The organism is Streptomyces sp. HNM0574 (assembly GCF_012726235.1).
In the GTDB taxonomy this organism is placed as follows: domain Bacteria; phylum Actinomycetota; class Actinomycetes; order Streptomycetales; family Streptomycetaceae; genus Streptomyces.
Window position 1 is genome coordinate 376,408 of sequence record NZ_JAASAH010000004.1, and the last position, 15,333, is coordinate 391,740.

Sequence of the window (15,333 nt, forward strand, 5' to 3'; positions counted from 1 at the left end):
CGGCCGGGCGGGAGGGCACGAGGGTGCCCGAGGACGTGAGGGGCGCGGCCGAGGAGGCCGCCGACGGGGAGAAGCGCGTGGGTCTGTGTGCCGAGAACGTGTCCTGGAGCGCCGGCGGCCGGCTCGTCGTGCAGGACGTCAGCCTGCGTCCGCGCCCCGGTGAAACCGTCGGCCTGCTCGGGCCGAACGGCTCCGGCAAGTCCACGCTGCTGCGGCTGCTGGCCGGTGTCCGCCCGGCGTCCTCCGGCGTGGTCAGGCTCGACGAGGTGCCGCTGGGCCGGCTGCGCCGCAAGGATGTCGCCCGCCGCGTCGCCGTCGTCGAGCAGACCGCCGAGACGGGGGCCGACCTGACGGTGGAGGACGTCGTACGCCTGGGCCGGATTCCGCACCGCGGCCCCTGGTCGGGTCCGGGCGCGGCGGACGAGGCGGCCGTCCGGCACGCCGTGCGGCGCACCCGCCTGGAGGACCGGCTCGGCCAGTCCTGGCACACGCTGTCCGGCGGCGAGCGGCAGCGGGTGCAGATCGCCCGCGCACTCGCGCAGGAGCCGGCCGAGCTGCTGCTGGACGAACCGACCAACCACCTCGACATCCAGCACCAGTTGGAGCTGCTGGCCCTGGTGGTGCGTACCCCGGTGACGAGCGTGATCGCCCTGCACGACCTCAACCTCGCCGCGATGTACTGCGACCACCTGGTGGTCCTGCGCGAGGGCCGGGTCGTGGCGGCGGGGACGCCCGGCGAGGTGCTCACCGAGGAGCTGATCGCCGACGTGTACGGCGTACGCGGCGTCGTCACCCCGGACGGTCCTGGGGGGCGGCCGGCGGTGCGTTTCCTGCCGCTGGAGCCGTGAGCCGGCGCTCCGGTGACGGCCTGCGGGCCCGCGCGTGCCCCGCACCGAAGTGCCCGCCGCGGACGGGTGGAGTAGGCCGTCCGCGGCGGGAAGCGGACCGGATCGGTCCGGTCACATGGACCGACCGGGTTCACGGTCCGTGGGCGGGGCCGGGCGCCAGGCCACCTGCGCGCCCGGCCCCGCTGTCCGGCGGCGTACGGGGTCAACTCCCGTACGCCCGGCCGTCGTTACGCGTTCGGCAGTCCGGCGCGTACCGCGCGGGCCGCCTCGACGAGGTGCTGGAGCGAGGTGCGGACCTCGGCCCAGCCGCGGGTCTTCAGACCGCAGTCCGGGTTGACCCACAGCCGCTCCGGCGGCACCGACTTCAGGCCCTTGCGCAGCAGCGAGGCGACCTCGTCCGCGTCGGGGACGCGCGGCGAGTGGATGTCGTACACCCCGGGCCCGACCTCGTTCGGGTAGCCGGCGGCGGCGAGTTCGTCCGCGACCTGCATGTGCGAGCGGGCCGCCTCCAGGCTGATCACATCCGCGTCGAGGGCGACGATCGCGGAGACGATGTCGCCGAACTCGGCGTAGCACATGTGGGTGTGGATCTGGGTGTCGGCGCGTACCCCGCTGGTGCTGATCCGGAACGACTCCGTCGCCCAGTCCAGGTACTCCTGCCGGTCCGCCGCGCGTAGCGGCAGCGTCTCGCGCAGCGCGGGCTCGTCCACCTGGATCACCGAAGTACCGGCGGCCTCCAGGTCGTTCACCTCGTCCCGCAGCGCGAGGGCCACCTGCCGCGCCGTCTCGCCCAGCGGCTGGTCGTCGCGGACGAAGGACCAGGCGAGCATGGTGACGGGCCCGGTCAGCATGCCCTTCACCGGCCGCTCGGTCTGGGCCTGCGCGTACGTCGTCCACTCCCGCGTCATCGGCTCGGGGCGCGAGATGTCACCGGCGAGGATCGGCGGGCGCACGTAGCGGGTGCCGTACGACTGGACCCAGCCGTGCTGGGTGGCCACGTAGCCGGACAGCTGCTCGGCGAAGTACTGCACCATGTCGTTGCGTTCGGGCTCGCCGTGCACCAGGACGTCGATGCCGGCCTCCTCCTGGAAGCGGAGGACCTCGCGGATCTCGGCGGCGATCCGCTCGTCGTACGCCTTCGCGTCGATCCGGCCCCTGCGCAGGTCGGCGCGGGCCGTGCGGAGCTCCGTGGTCTGCGGGAAGGAGCCGATCGTGGTGGTCGGCAGCAGCGGCAGCCCGAGCCGCTTCCGCTGCGCGGCGGCCCGCTCCTCGTACGGCTGCGCGCGCCGCGCGTCCGCCTCGGTGACGGCGGCGGCACGGGCGCGGACGGCCGGGTCGCGGGTGAGCGAGGAGGTGGCGCGGCCCTCCAGCGCGGCCCGGTTGGCGGTCAGCTGGCCGCTGATCGCGTCGGTTCCGTGGCTCAGGCCGCGGGCCAGCGCGACGACCTCGTCGGTCTTCTGCCGGGCGAAGGCCAGCCAGCGGGCGATCTGCGGATCGACGTCCCGCTCGGCGGCCGCGTCGAGCGGCACGTGCAGCAGCGAGCAGGACGGGGCGACGTCGACGCTCCCGGCGAGGCCGAGCAGCGACGCCAGGGTGGCGAGCGACTTCTCCAGGTGGTTGATCCACACGTTGCGGCCGTCGACGACCCCGGCCACCAGCCGCTTGCCGGGCAGGCCGCCGGCCTTGGCCAGGTCGTCGAGGTTCGCGGCGGCGGAGCCGGTGAAGTCCAGCGCGAGCCCCTCGACGGGCGACTTGGCGAGCACCGGGAGCGCCTCGCCGAGCCGGTCGAAGTAGCTCGCGACGAGGAGCTTCGGCCGGTCCTTGACGGAGCCCAGCTCGCGGAACGCCCGCTCGGCGGCGTTGAGTTCGGCGCGGGTGCGGTCCTGCACCAGGGCCGGCTCGTCCAGCTGCACCCACTCGGCGCCCGCGGCCCGCAGGTCGGCGAGGACCTCCGCGTACACCGGGAGCAGCCGGTCGAGCAGGGTCAGCGGCTCGAAGTCGGCGGCGACGCCCGGCGCGGGCTTGGCCAGCAGCAGATAGGTGACGGGGCCGACGAGGACAGGCCGCGCGGTGTGTCCGGCCGCCACGGCCTCCTTGAGTTCGGCGACGGGCTTCGTGGAGTCGGCCGTGAACGTGGTGTCGGGGCCCAACTCCGGGACGAGATAGTGGTAGTTGGTGTCGAACCACTTGGTCATCTCCAGCGGCGCCACCTCCTGGGTGCCGCGCGCCATGGCGAAGTAGCCGTCCAGCTCGTCGGCCGCCACGGCGGCGCGGTGCCGCTCGGGGACGGCGCCGACCATCACGCTGGTGTCGAGGACGTGGTCGTAGAACGAGAAGTCGCCGGTGGGGACTTCGTGGACGCCGGCGTCGGCCAGGCGCTGCCAGTTCTCCCGGCGCAGACCTGCGGCCGTCTCCCGCAGGGACTCTGCGGTGACCCGGCCCTTCCAGTACCCCTCGACGGCCTTCTTCAACTCCCGGTTCGGGCCCTGACGGGGGTACCCGTAGACGGTGGCCCGGGCTGCCGCGGCTGCGGACTTGGCTGTCACTCAACTCTCCTTCGCGAGTCTCGTCAGCGACCCCGGGGACGAGGAGCGTGAGGAGACAGGAGAGGGACGTGACGCTGTGTGGGCCCGTTCTTCACGGAGCCCTGTGAGTCCCTGCCGCCGCCGACCCGCCCTCGAGGTCACCGAGATCACCACGCGCGATCGTCACGCGTGGACAGCCGGCAGGTCTTCGGACTCACGGACACACCGGGCTCACACCCGGCACCTACTGACCGTCGCTTCCCGGACCCCCGTACGGGGCCCAGTGCTCATGACGGCGGTCGTTTCCGCTCACCGCTGCGGGGCAGTTCCGGACTCACACCGGATTCCCTCTTACGACGCACCTGCCTGGCGGACAGGGCGAACCAGCTGCGGGGCTCACCTTACGCACGACCGCCGCCGGTGGAAACAGTGCCCATCTCACGTCACGGGGGCGTTTAGGCAGCCCGGGCCGGGGACAGTACCCGTGACCACGGTCCACGGCACCTCCGCGCTACAGGACTTCACCTGAGGCGAGCGCCCGTTCCGCGCTGTCGATCCGCCCTTGTACGTGAGGACCTCGAACCGGTTCAGAGGGAGGTGTGGCCCGGCGGCTTCGGCCGGGTCTGAGCGCAGCCGCCGCCAGACGCGCGCCTGGACCCCGAACAGCCCAGCACATGAAGACAGTTGGCGTGTATACGGAGGGGACTCACTCCCCCGGCATAGGCGCAGGCTCCGCCGACGCCCTCCGCTCCGGCGTCCAGTAGTCCTCGGCCGAGCCCGGGTCCTGCTGCACATCGGAGCTGGAGGTGCCCGAGCCGGGGCCGGACGGGGCCGGGGAGTCGGCCGGGCCTCCGGCGCGGAGGGCGAGAACGGCGACGGCGGCGGCCACGACCGCGCCGAGGACGGCGAGCTTGCGTACGGACGGGCGCTTCACGGCGGCCTCCTGGGACGACGTCGGGCCTCGCGGAACCTCGTGCTGCTGCTGTGACGGGCTCGCGGGCCCGCCGGTTCCCCGGGGCCCGTGACCGGTCGACGGCCACGGGCCCCGGGGACGGAGGCGACCCCGTCAGGTGTCGTCGCCCTTGTCGTCGAGCATCTTCGCCACCGCGTCGTCGAAGTACGCGCTGGCGTTCACGCCGTCGTTGTCGACCGTGCTCATGACGCCGTTGACGTTGCCGATCCCGCTGTCCTGGTTGTACTCGCGCAGCCACGGGCCGCCGCTGGAGCCGGGCCCGAAGCCGCACTTCAGGGAGATGCGCGAGTCGAACCATCCGTAGCGCGAGGTCTTCCCCCAGCAGAAGTGCTGGACCTCGCCCTTGTTGTGGTTGCTCGGGTACCCGGCGATGTCGACCTGCTCGGTGTGCGAGTAGTTCCAGCTCAGGCCGTGCCCGCCGGTGACGTCGACCAGCTTGCCGCGGTCGTTCGGATAGGTGGTGACCATGGCGACGTCGCGCCGGAAGTCACTGTTGTCCTTCCAGGCGTCGAAGGTCGTGAGCGTCTTGGCGGGGAAGGCCCCCACCGGCTTGTCGCCTTCGCGGTACCTGGGGTAGTAGACCCAGTTGGTGGCCCAGTCCCCGCCCTTGCCGTCGTGCACACAGTGCCCGGCGGTGATCGCCAGCTGCTTCGAGTCACTGTTGAGGGCGCTCGCCGAGCACACGTAGTCCTTGCCGTCACTGGCCGTGAAGAACACCTTGCCGACGGCGCTCGACTCGGAGCGCGCCTTCGACCCGTCGCCCTTCGGGAGCGCACCCTGTGTCGAGCCGGGACGGCCCTCCGGCGTTCCGGCCCGGCCGTCGCCCTCCCCCTGCGCGGCCGAACCCCCGTCACCGGAACGGCCGGCGGGCCCCGGTGCCGGGATCGCGTTGCGGCGCCGCTCGGGCGTCCAGTAGCGCTCCACGTCGGCGGCCGACTCGGCGGACGCGACCCGGCTCCCGTCGCTCCGCTTCGCGGTGGTCGTACTGATGGCGTCCGAGTCCTCGGCCTCACCCGGTGAACCCACGGGCTGAGCGGCCGCGTTGCCGGCCCCCGCCAGCGCCGTCAGCCCCATGGTGGTCGCGGTCAGAGCGCCCGCTAAGGCGCGCGATATCCGTGTCACTGTTCCCCCTGATGGCAGTGCGGTCGGTTGTACGACGCGGCACGCGGGAAGCCCGGAAGAACGAGCACGCCCCGCGACAGTACGTACGCGGCACACGCTCGCACGCCCTGCCAGCCCACGTAAGCCCACCCGGCCCCGGCCACCAGATCCCCCGGATTCCGCTTGAGTCGTTCGCCTCCCTCGGCTGCGGGTGCCTGAACTCCCTTTCGCAGCCGCCCGATTGGCCCCGCGGGCGCGTTCCGCTCAGGGTGGCGCCGGTGACGCAGCTCACCCGCGACGGCCGTGGGAGCGGTGCACGGGACCACACCACGCCGTACCCGAACCGTCGAAGCGCCTCCACCGTGATCGTCTGAGCCCGGCTGTGCCACCCGCCCTGCCGGGTCGCGAGCTCAGCGCCCCGCCAGCGCCCGTTCCAGCGCCTCCCGGTGTTCCCACGTCCACGGCGCGTTCTTCAGGTCCGGCGGCAGGCCGTCAAGTCCCGCCGTGATGTGGTCGGCTGCGTCGGCGTACCAGCCGAGGCCCAGGTTCGCCAGGCCCATGTTGAGGCGGTTGAACTCGGGGGTCAGCCAGTACGCCGTGTCGGGGGGCGGGAGGGCGGCCGCGGGGTCCGCCAGTCCTTCCGCCTGCTCGACCAGGCGGAGAGCGTCGTCGCGCTCGCCCAGTTCCGCCAGTGCGGCGGCGGCCTGCAACAGGTCGCCGAGCCGCTGCGCCGGGTGGGCTCCCGGCGTGAAGGCGGCGGCCGAGTACCAGCGGGCCACCCCTTCGGCCCTGCCTTGTCTGCGGGCCAGATAGCCCTTGAAGTTCAGCGCCTGCGCGGCAAGGGTGCCGTCCCCGATCTCGTCCGCCAACTCGACTGCCTCGTTGAGCAGTTGTACCGCTCGGGCATCCTGCCGGTCCTGCGCGAGCATCCACCCGCCGAACTGGACGAATTCGGAGGCGACGGCCGCCAATTGCGCGCGGCAGGGGCCGCGAGCGCCTTTCAACAAGCGAGTGACTTCCCGCATTTGGGCCAGGGCGGCGGGAATGACTGCCCGCGGCCTCATCCAGTCGTCAAGCCTGCGGTAGGCCGCCAGCACACCCGCCAGGGCGTAAACGGTTCCGGAGTCGAGCCGGGAGGGATTCGCCGCGCTTCGCGCTACTCGTGAGGTGTCGTCATCGCTCAGGGCAGTGGCAGCCAGGGCACCATCGGCACCGACGAGTGAATCGAGTGCGACTGCGAGGTTTTCCGACGGCCGCTGCCTGCTGTTGAGAACACGTGACAGGTAAGCCGGGTCGTAATTCATCGCCCGCGCGGCAGCCTTCATGGAGTATCCGGCTTCCCTTAGCGCCCTGCTGGCGATGACCGCGAAATCATCACTCATCGTGAACCCCTGTGGGTTGACTGACAGCCCGCTCAGCTTAGTCACCTCTGGTCAACTTCCGCACAGCGGTGATGAGTCGAAGTATGGCTGTCGAAAAGAGAGCTCCGCTACCGGGCGACCGGTCCGGTGTGCGGACCGCTGGAGAGGACGGGCAGTCGTGCCGGAGATGACGCGACAGGCAATCGAAGAGGCACCGGAAGGGGCGCGGATTCCGCCGGGCTCGATGGAGTACCCGCCGTGCCGGTGCGCGCGTCCCGGATGCCCCGACGGCCGGGGCTCCGAGCAGCAGCGCAGCGCCAGGACTGCCGTCGGCAACGTGCGAGGCCACGGACGCACCGCATGAGTTTCTGCGCCAAGTGCAAAGAGCTGCACCACAAGTTGGCTGAAGCTCGGCGCGTGCACGACGGATCGGCGGCGACGGATGCGGTGGTTCTGCTGCGTCGGCATGAACGAGCCGTCCACGGCAAGCACCACACCGGCAACACGCAGGCGACGTGACGGCCATCCCGCTACGGAAAGACATCGTGACCTGGCAAGTCGGATTCTGCGACCACTTTTCCTGCCGGTCGCGAACGCTGCGTACTGCTCCCTGTGCAAGTACGTGCAAGTTCCTGGCGCCCGGCCGGTTTGCCGGAGCAGGCTGGCGGCAGGACAACCCGTGATCACGTTGGAGGAGGAGAGATGGCGCTTCGCAGGCTGGGGAAGGACCCGGAGAGTCCCGAAGGCAAGTCGCCCACGGTGTACATCAACGACGCCACGGGGCACTACGTCTTGCAGGGATGGAAGGTCACGGACGAGGAGCGCCGGCAGATGGACATCCCCGACCACGAAGATGCGATCGTGCTCCCTCGCCGGATGACGCAGTTCTTGTTGGAGGTTCAGGATGGAGACCGCGCCGACGCTTGAGGACCGGCTACGAGCCTGCCAACGCAGTGCAATCCACCTGGAGATGCGCGACTGGTACATGCCGTCCGACCCGCGTTTCGCCGCCTGGCGGGCCGGTGACCGCACCGTGGGCACAGCGGACGCATGGCTCCGTCTCGTAGCCGATGTGGCCGGCAGTGGCGTCCGTCTGCGGCGTGCGCGCGTCGTGTCCGAGCCCGTCTCGGAGTACATCTCCTTCGAGCACCACCTCACGACGTCCAACGTGAAGGCCGGGGAGGATGTGCGCTGGCTGCCCAGGCGGCAGGCATCCGACCTTGCCTTGCCGGGCAACGACTTCTGGCTTCTCGACGGCGAGTTGGCCGTCTTCCACTACTTCGACGGCGACGGTGAGCCGGCGCCGGACGGGGACGAGGAAGCGGTGGAGGACCCGGCGGTGGTGAAACTGTGTGCCGCCGCATTCGAGTCGGTGTGGCAGCGGGCCGTTCCGCACGCCGACTACCAGCCGCCGACCCTCTGAGAGCACGTGTCCGCACCCTCCTCATCAAGCGTCGCCGAGGCGCGGCAGGCACTCGGCCGGCGTCTGCGCGAGATACGGAAGGACTCCGGTCTCACGGCGCGGGCGCTGGCCGCGCTGAACGGCTGGCACGAGAGCAAGTGCTCGCGGATCGAGCATGGCCGAACAGCCCCGTCCGATGCGGACATCCGGGCCTGGGCGCGGCATTGCGGAGCGCACGAGCAGACCGCCGACCTGATCGCCACAGCCCACGCGGTCGACGGGATGTACGTCGAGTGGAAGCGCCTGGAGCGCGGAGGGCTCAAGCACGTCCAGGTGTCGGTGGCGCCCCTGTTCGAACGCACCCGCCGCTTCCGCATGTACCAGTCGTGGGTGGTCCCCGGCTTGCTCCAAACACCCGCCTACACGCGGGCAGTGCTCGCTACCGTCGCGAGCCTGCGAGAAGGTCCCGGGGATATCGACGCCGCGGTGGACGTCCGCATGGAACGCCAGCGGGTTCTGCACTCCGGCGGCCACCGGTTCGCCATGCTCGTGGAGGAGTGGGTACTGCGCACCGTCATCGGTGACTCGGCGGTGACGACCGAACAGCTCGGGCATCTCATCGACGTGGCGTCCCTGCCGTCGGTCAGCCTCGGCATCATCCCCATGGGCACACCTCGCGGAGCGGGATGGCCCGTTGAGTCCTTCACGATGTACGACGACCACCAGGTGAACGTCGAACTGGTCGCCGCCCACCTGACCGTCACGCAGCCGCGCGAGGTCAAGGAATACGCGCGGGCCTTCACCGAGCTGTCGGCCGGCGCGGTCTACGGGGCTGCCGCACGAAGCCTCATCAGAGCGGCAATTGACGCTCTCGGGTGAGTCCGCGTGCAAGTCCGCGCACACCCGTTGAGGCCGAGAATCCGCCAGTCCCAAGCTCGACGCCATGGGACACCACAACGAACCACGCTCGCTGCCCTGGCCAGTGGAAGAGCGGCCCTGCTGGGTGGCCGAGTCACGCGGCGTACGCGTGCCGGACTTCTTCGATGCCCGCCCCGCCGGGGGCTCCGACGCCAGTAGCAGGAGCACAGCGTGAAGGGCACCATCTTCCGCTTCATCCCCCACAGGTTCATCCGGGACGAGACGGCCTTGCCGGAGTTCTCGGCAACGTGTGTGCACGGCGACGAGTTCTGGGAGTGCGGGGCCGAGTCTCCCGAGTACAACACCGACCAGCGACTTCAGCGGTGGATGGTCGATCACCGGCAGAAGACCGGCCACAACAGGTACCGCCGGGACTACGCGGACTACGTCCTTGTCGAGCCCGAGCACGGGCGGTGAACCCACGCAACGTCTCCGGGCAGGCCGTGGAGAAGTGCTCGAACTGCCGGCGCTGGACGTTCGCGGGCTCCTCGTGCTGCGTCCCCTGCGAGAACGGCCCCGGCCGGCACCCGCACCAGTGGCTGTGTGAGACCCGCGAGCGGGAGCGGTTCTTCCGCCCACGGGAGGAGCACGGTCCGGAGTCGATCTGCCCCGCCTGTGACCGCGGGCTCCTCCGGTACCTCCTCACGGACGACGACAAGGACGTCTTCGTCTGCACCCGGTGCGACGGCACGGTGCGCCGGCCCGCCTGAACCCGTTCGACCGCCCCTGAACCTCGGCCCCGGCAGAAGCCCGGGGCCGCCCTTATGAGGCGCGTTGACGGGGGACACCCACCGAGGCATGAGCCCCCCGTAAAAGACCAAGGCCCCTCCGCCCGGAGGCGAAGGGGCCCAGCCACACACACAGAGAGCGGATCAGCTCCCGTCGTCCTCCAGCTCCCCTTCCGTTTCCAGGAAGGACTGGCGGAGGGCTTCGAGGGTTTCCGTGTCGGGCTTTTCCCACATGCCGCGGGACTCGGCCTCCAGGAGGCGTTCGGTGATGCCGTGGAGGGCCCAGGGGTTGGCGTTCTGGAGGAATTCGCGGTTCTGCGGGTCCAGGACGTAGGTCTGGGCGAGCTTGTCGTACATCCAGTCGGCGACGACACCGGTGGTGGCGTCGTAGCCGAAGAGGTAGTCGACGGTGGCGGCGAGTTCGAAGGCGCCCTTGTAGCCGTGGCGCTGCATCGCCTCGATCCACTTGGGGTTGACGACGCGGGCGCGGAAGACGCGGGAGGTCTCCTCGACGAGGGTGCGGGTGCGGACCGTCTCGGGGCGGGTGGAGTCGCCGATGTACGCCTCGGGGGCCGTGCCCTTCAGCGCCCGCACCGTGGCGACCATGCCGCCGTGGTACTGGAAGTAGTCGTCCGAGTCCGCGATGTCGTGCTCACGGGTGTCGGTGTTCTTCGCGGCGACGTTGATCCGCTTGTACGCGGTCTCCATCTCCTCGCGGGCCGGACGGCCCTCCAGCTCGCGGCCGTACGCGTAGCCGCCCCAGGTCGTGTAGACCTCGGCGAGGTCGGCGTCGGTGCGCCAGTCGCGGCTGTCGATCAGCTGGAGCAGGCCCGCGCCGTAGGTGCCCGGGCGGGAGCCGAAGATGCGGGTGGTGGCGCGGCGTTCGTCGCCGTGCTCGGCCAGGTCGGCCTGGGCGTGGGCGCGGACGTGGTTCTGCTCGTGCGGCTCGTCCAGGCCGGCGGCGAGCCGGACGGCGTCGTCGAGGAGGCCGATGGTGTGCGGGAACGCGTCGCGGAAGAAGCCGCTGATGCGCAGCGTCACGTCGACGCGGGGGCGGCCGAGCTCCTCCAGCGGGATCGCCTCCAGGCCCTTCACGCGGCGCGAGGCGTCGTCCCAGACGGGGCGGACGCCGAGCAGCGCGAGGGCCTCGGCGACGTCGTCGCCCGAGGTGCGCATCGCGCTGGTGCCCCACAGGGAGAGGCCGACGGAGGAGGGGTAGTCGCCGTGGTCCTCGCGGTAGCGCGTCAGCAGCGAGTCGGCGAGGGCCTGGCCGGTCTCCCAGGCGAGGCGGCTGGGGACGGCCTTGGGGTCGACGGAGTAGAAGTTCCGGCCGGTCGGCAGGACGTTGACGAGGCCGCGCAGCGGCGAGCCGGACGGGCCCGCGGGCACGAAGCCGCCGTTCAGCGCGTGCACCGCGTGGTCCAGCTCGTCCGTCGTCGCGGCGAGGCGCGGGACGACCTGGCGGACGGCGAACTCCAGTACCCGGGCGACGGGTTCGCGCTGCTCCTCGGGGAGCGCGGCGGTCGCCGCGGGGATCGCGGACAGGTCCCAGCCGGCCGCCTGGAGCGCCTCGACGAGCCCGCGCGCGGTCTCCTCGGCGGCGTCGGCCGTGGTGCGGGTGGCGGCGGACTCGTCGAGGCCGAGGGCCTCGCGGAGTCCGGGCAGTGCCTCCTCGCCGCCCCAGATCTGGCGGGCGCGGAGCACGGCGAGGACGAGGTTGACGTGGTCCTCGCCCTGCGGCGCGTTGCCGAGGACGTGCAGGCCGTCGCGGATCTGCGCGTCCTTGACCTCGCACAGCCAGCCGTCGACGTGCAGCAGGAAGTCGTCGAAGCCGTCGTCGTCGGGGCGCTCCTCCATGCCCAGGTCGTGGTCGAGCTTCGCGGCCTGGATCAGCGTCCAGATCTGCTGCCGGATCGCGGGCAGCTTGGCCGGGTCCATGGCGGAGATGGACGCGTACTCGTCGAGGAGCTGCTCCAGGCGCGCGATGTCGCCGTAGGAGTCGGCGCGGGCCATCGGCGGGACGAGGTGGTCGACGAGGGTGGCGTGCACGCGGCGCTTGGCCTGGGTGCCCTCGCCGGGGTCGTTGACGAGGAACGGGTAGACCAGCGGAACGTCACCGAGGGCCGCGTCGGGGGCACAGGCGGCGGAGAGGCCCGCGTTCTTGCCGGGCAGCCATTCGAGGTTGCCGTGCTTGCCGAGGTGGACCATCGCGTCGGCGCCGAAGCCGCCCTCCTCGCGGGAGGCGGCGATCCAGCGGTAGGCGGCGAGGTAGTGGTGCGAGGGCGGCAGGTCCGGGTCGTGGTAGATCGCGACCGGGTTCTCGCCGAAGCCGCGCGGCGGCTGGATGAGGATCAGCAGGTTCCCGCGGCGCAGGGCCGCGAGGACGATGTCGCCCTCGGGGTTGCGGCTGCGGTCGACGAACATCTCGCCGGGCGGCGGGCCCCAGTGCTCCTCGACGGACTCCCGCAGCTCGGAGGGGAGTTCGGCGAACCAGCGACGGTAGTCGGCGGCCGGGATGCGGACCGGGTTGGCGGCGAGCTGCTCCTCGGTGAGCCAGTCCTGGTCGTGGCCGCCGATGTCGATGAGCTCGCGGATCAGCTCGTCGCCGTCGCCGGAGACGAGGCCCGGGATCTCCGCCTCGTCGCCGAAGTCGTAGCCCTCCTCACGCAGCCGGCGCAGCAGGGCGACGGCGCTGGCGGGGGTGTCCAGGCCGACGGCGTTGCCGATCCGGGAGTGCTTGGTGGGGTACGCGGAGAGGACGAGCGCGATCCGCTTGTCCGCGTTGGCGCGGTGCCGCAGACGCGCGTGGCGTACGGCGGTTCCGGCGACGCGGGCCGCGCGCTCGGCGTCGGGGACGTACGCGGGCAGGCCGTCCTCGTCGATCTCCTTGAAGGAGAACGGGACGGTGATCAGGCGCCCGTCGAACTCGGGCACCGCGACCTGGCTCGCCGCGTCCAGCGGGGAGACGCCCTCGTCGTTCTCCTCCCAGGCGGCCCGGGAGGAGGTCAGGCACAGGGCCTGGAGGATCGGGACGTCGAGCGCCGCGAGGGCCCCGGCGTCCCAGGACTCGTCGTCGCCGCCGGCCGACGCCTCGGCGGGCTTGGTGCCGCCCGCGGCGAGCACGGTGGTGACGATGGCGTCGGCGCCGCGCAGCTCTTCGAGCAGTTCGGGCTCGGGGGCGCGCAGGGAGGCCACGTACAGCGGGAGGGGGCGGCCGCCGGCGTCCTCGACGGCACCGCAGAGGGTGTCGACGAAGGCGGTGTTGCCGCTCATGTGGTGGGCCCGGTAGTAGAGGACGGCCACGGTGGGCGCCCCGTCGGGCATCTCGCGGGCGGCGCGCTCCAGCGGGCCCCAGGTGGGCGCGGGCGCGGGCGGGGCGAAGCCGTGGCCGGTGAGCAGGACGGTGTCGGAGAGGAAGCGGGCGAGCTGCTCCAGGTTCTCCGGGCCGCCGTGCGCGAGGTAGGCGTGCGACTCGGCGGCGACGCCGATCGGCACGGTGGAGCTCTCCATCAGCTGGGCGTCCGGGGCCTGTTCGCCGGTGAGGACGACGACGGGGCGCTCCTGGGCGAGGAGTTGGTTCAGGCCCTCCTCCCAGGCGCGGATGCCGCCGAGGAGGCGGACGACGACGAGGTCGGTGCCCTCCAGCAGTCCGGGCAGTTCGGCGAGGTCGAGCCGGGCGGGGTTCGCGTACCGGTACGGCACGGGGCCGTCCGCCGCGCGGGCGCTGAGCAGGTCGGTGTCGGACGTGGACAGCAGCAGGATCATGCGGCGTCGGCCTTCCTCGGGGTCCTCGCCCCGGGCGGTGGTGAACGGCGGGAGTTCCTGGCTCGCCCGGCTGCTGCCGGGCTCACAGTGGCGGGACCGCACCGGATTCACACCGGTCTTCCTCCCCTGGCGCCGTCTGGCGTCGGCGGACCCGGAAGATCCGCCGGTGGACATAGTACGGGTCGGCGCGGCGGGCCCCACGGCCCTGCCCGGCCGCTGACCTGAGGGGGCGCGGCCGTCGTCGGTATGCTCGCCGCCATGCCACAGCAGACCTCGACCCCCGGGCCCTCGGTGCCGAACCGGGGCGATGCGCCCGTACGGGACCGGGGTGACGCCTGCCCCGGCGCGCTGCGGCTGCACCGGGCCGACGACGGTTCACTGGCCCGGATCCGCATCCCCGCGGGGGAGTTGACGCCCGCGCGGGCGGCGGTCGTCGCGGACGCGGCGGAGCGGCTCGGCGACGGCCGGATCGACATCACCTCGCGCGGCAACCTCCAGCTGCGGGGGCTGCCCGGCGGCTGCGGCGGCGAGCTCGGCGCACTGCTGGAGGCGGCCGGGCTGCTGCCCTCGGCGCGGCACGAGCGGGCCAGGAACATCGTGGCCTCGCCGCTCAGCGGCCTGGACGGCGCGGGCCGGGCCGATGTGCGGCCGTGGGCGCGGGAGTTGGACGCGCTGCTGTGCGCGAGCGGTCCGGCGGCGGAGCTCTCCGGGCGCTTCCTCTTCGCCTGCGACGACGGCCGGGGGGACGTGGCGGCGCTCGGCGCGGATGTGACATTGCTCGCGCTGCCGGACGGTGCCGCGCTGCTGCGCGCGGGCGCCGGGCGGGCGGCGCTGCGGGTGGCCGCGGCCTCGGCGCCGCGTGCCGCGCTGCTGGCCGCGGAGACCTTTCTCACCGTCGCGGGCGAGCGGGCCGTCCCGGGCGAGCGGGCCACCCGCGCCTGGCGGGTACGGGAACTGCCGCCGGACGGGACGCCGTTCCTGGACCGGCTCGTCCCCGTACTGGCCGGTGCGGGGGTGGATGCGGAGTACGTCCCGGATGCCGCTTTCCCGTCCGCCGGTGCGCGGCCGGAGCCAGGGCTCGTCGAAGGCCCGGGCGGCGTCGCCCTGTCGGTGCTGGCGCCGCTGGGCCGGCTGACGTCCGCGCAGTGGCGGCTGCTCGCGGGGCTGGCGGCGCGCGCCGGTGCGGCGCCCGAGCTGCGGGTCACCCCGTGGCGGGGCGTGGTCGTGCCGGGTGCGGGCGGGCCGGAGGCGCTGCGGGAGGCGGCGGAGGCCGGACTCGTCACGCGCGGCGGGTCGCCCTGGCTGGGCGTCGGCGCCTGCACCGGCCTCCCGGGCTGCGCCAAGTCGCACCGCGACGTGCGCGCGGACGCGGCGCGGGCCGTGGACGGGCCCAACACCGGGCCCGGCGGCGGAGGTTCCCGGCCCCTGCCCGTGTACTGGTCGGGCTGCGAGCGGCGCTGCGGGCATCCGCAGGACGGCGCCTGGGTGGACGTGACCGCCGGTGAGACGGGATACACAGTTGCGGTGCGGGGCAGCGGGGTATCGGAAGACGCGGGCCCGCGCGTCCCCGCGGCCGCGGTCGCCGGGGCGGTCACCGCGGCACGCGGGCGGTGAAGGACCGGGGCATGGGCACGGGACGAAACGACCAGTACGGACAGCACGAGCAGCACAGGCAGCTGACGGGCGGACGACAGTGAACGAGACGAGCGGGA

At 72.5% G+C, this 15,333-nt stretch carries 13 protein-coding genes and 2 riboswitches; of the genes, 8 read left to right on the forward strand and 5 right to left on the reverse strand.

All coding sequences use genetic code 11. From position 1 onward, the window contains the following. Positions 1–23 precede the first annotated feature (23 nt). Positions 24–848: an ABC transporter ATP-binding protein gene (locus HCC30_RS10695; RefSeq protein WP_346776574.1), complete on the forward strand. Its 825-nt coding sequence runs from the start codon at positions 24–26 to the stop codon at positions 846–848. 227 nt (positions 849–1,075) lie between these two features. Here the strand turns inward: HCC30_RS10695 and metE are convergent, their stop codons facing one another. From metE to HCC30_RS10715, 4 genes are all read right to left on the reverse strand, one after another. Beyond that, a complete protein-coding gene (gene metE / locus HCC30_RS10700) occupies positions 1,076–3,394 on the reverse strand; it encodes a 5-methyltetrahydropteroyltriglutamate--homocysteine S-methyltransferase (protein ID WP_169442184.1) in 2,319 nt (772 codons plus the stop codon). A 160-nt stretch (positions 3,395–3,554) separates the two neighbouring features. Further along, a riboswitch (cobalamin riboswitch) is annotated at positions 3,555–3,776 on the reverse strand. 303 nt (positions 3,777–4,079) lie between these two features. Then, positions 4,080–4,307, reverse strand: coding sequence for a hypothetical protein (locus HCC30_RS10705; RefSeq protein WP_169442185.1), 228 nt, complete (start codon positions 4,305–4,307; stop codon positions 4,080–4,082). A gap of 132 nt (positions 4,308–4,439) precedes the next feature. Next, positions 4,440–5,420 (reverse strand): trypsin-like peptidase domain-containing protein, encoded by a 981-nt coding sequence (locus HCC30_RS10710; RefSeq protein ID WP_169442186.1) that lies wholly within the window; start codon positions 5,418–5,420, stop codon positions 4,440–4,442. A gap of 437 nt (positions 5,421–5,857) precedes the next feature. After that, positions 5,858–6,874 (reverse strand): helix-turn-helix transcriptional regulator, encoded by a 1,017-nt coding sequence (locus HCC30_RS10715; RefSeq protein ID WP_346776575.1) that lies wholly within the window; start codon positions 6,872–6,874, stop codon positions 5,858–5,860. A 294-nt stretch (positions 6,875–7,168) separates the two neighbouring features. Here HCC30_RS10715 and HCC30_RS10720 point away from each other — a divergent pair, with 294 nt between their 5' ends. The 6 genes from HCC30_RS10720 to HCC30_RS10745 all read left to right on the forward strand — a co-directional run bounded on the left by HCC30_RS10720 (position 7,169) and on the right by HCC30_RS10745 (position 9,838). Next, positions 7,169–7,327 carry a hypothetical protein gene (locus HCC30_RS10720; protein ID WP_169442187.1) on the forward strand — a complete coding sequence of 53 codons (159 nt, stop codon included), beginning with the start codon at positions 7,169–7,171 and terminating at the stop codon, positions 7,325–7,327. 183 nt (positions 7,328–7,510) lie between these two features. Further along, positions 7,511–7,735 carry a hypothetical protein gene (locus tag HCC30_RS10725; RefSeq protein ID WP_169442188.1) on the forward strand — a complete coding sequence of 75 codons (225 nt, stop codon included), beginning with the start codon at positions 7,511–7,513 and terminating at the stop codon, positions 7,733–7,735. Continuing rightward, on the forward strand, positions 7,713–8,231 hold the full coding sequence (locus HCC30_RS10730; RefSeq protein WP_169442189.1) for a DUF6879 family protein: 519 nt from the start codon (positions 7,713–7,715) through the stop codon (positions 8,229–8,231). Before HCC30_RS10725 ends, HCC30_RS10730 begins: the two co-directional genes overlap by 23 nt. Before the next feature lie 6 nt (positions 8,232–8,237). Then, the gene (locus HCC30_RS10735; protein WP_169442190.1) at positions 8,238–9,089 is read left to right on the forward strand and encodes a Scr1 family TA system antitoxin-like transcriptional regulator; all 852 of its coding nucleotides are present in this window, start codon (positions 8,238–8,240) and stop codon (positions 9,087–9,089) included. A 210-nt stretch (positions 9,090–9,299) separates the two neighbouring features. Beyond that, on the forward strand, positions 9,300–9,545 hold the full coding sequence (locus HCC30_RS10740) for a hypothetical protein (RefSeq protein ID WP_169442191.1): 246 nt from the start codon (positions 9,300–9,302) through the stop codon (positions 9,543–9,545). After that, a complete protein-coding gene (locus HCC30_RS10745; protein WP_169442192.1) occupies positions 9,542–9,838 on the forward strand; it encodes a hypothetical protein in 297 nt (98 codons plus the stop codon). The genes HCC30_RS10740 and HCC30_RS10745 overlap by 4 nt, the downstream gene beginning before the upstream one ends. 162 nt (positions 9,839–10,000) lie before the next feature. On the opposite strand, the gene cobN is transcribed toward HCC30_RS10745, so the two are convergent. Then, the gene (gene cobN / locus HCC30_RS10750; RefSeq protein WP_169442193.1) at positions 10,001–13,621 is read right to left on the reverse strand and encodes a cobaltochelatase subunit CobN; all 3,621 of its coding nucleotides are present in this window, start codon (positions 13,619–13,621) and stop codon (positions 10,001–10,003) included. 55 nt (positions 13,622–13,676) lie between these two features. Then, positions 13,677–13,738: riboswitch (cobalamin riboswitch) on the reverse strand. 141 nt (positions 13,739–13,879) lie between these two features. Here cobN and HCC30_RS10755 point away from each other — a divergent pair. Further along, positions 13,880–15,235 (forward strand): cobalamin biosynthesis protein CobG, encoded by a 1,356-nt coding sequence (locus HCC30_RS10755; RefSeq protein WP_240979459.1) that lies wholly within the window; start codon positions 13,880–13,882, stop codon positions 15,233–15,235. Positions 15,236–15,333 lie beyond the last annotated feature (98 nt).

What these genes read in the sequence shown, in the direction of transcription:
- HCC30_RS10710 (WP_169442186.1), bottom strand. Translation starts at nt 5,420, where the DNA reads ATGGGGCTGACGGCGCTGGCGGGGGCCGGCAACGCGGCCGCTCAGCCC.
- HCC30_RS10720 (WP_169442187.1), top strand. Translation starts at nt 7,169, where the DNA reads ATGAGTTTCTGCGCCAAGTGCAAAGAGCTGCACCACAAGTTGGCTGAA.
- HCC30_RS10725 (WP_169442188.1), top strand. Translation starts at nt 7,511, where the DNA reads ATGGCGCTTCGCAGGCTGGGGAAGGACCCGGAGAGTCCCGAAGGCAAG.
- HCC30_RS10730 (WP_169442189.1), top strand. Translation starts at nt 7,713, where the DNA reads ATGGAGACCGCGCCGACGCTTGAGGACCGGCTACGAGCCTGCCAACGC.
- cobN (WP_169442193.1), bottom strand. Translation starts at nt 13,621, where the DNA reads ATGATCCTGCTGCTGTCCACGTCCGACACCGACCTGCTCAGCGCCCGC.
- HCC30_RS10755 (WP_240979459.1), top strand. Translation starts at nt 13,880, where the DNA reads ATGCCACAGCAGACCTCGACCCCCGGGCCCTCGGTGCCGAACCGGGGC.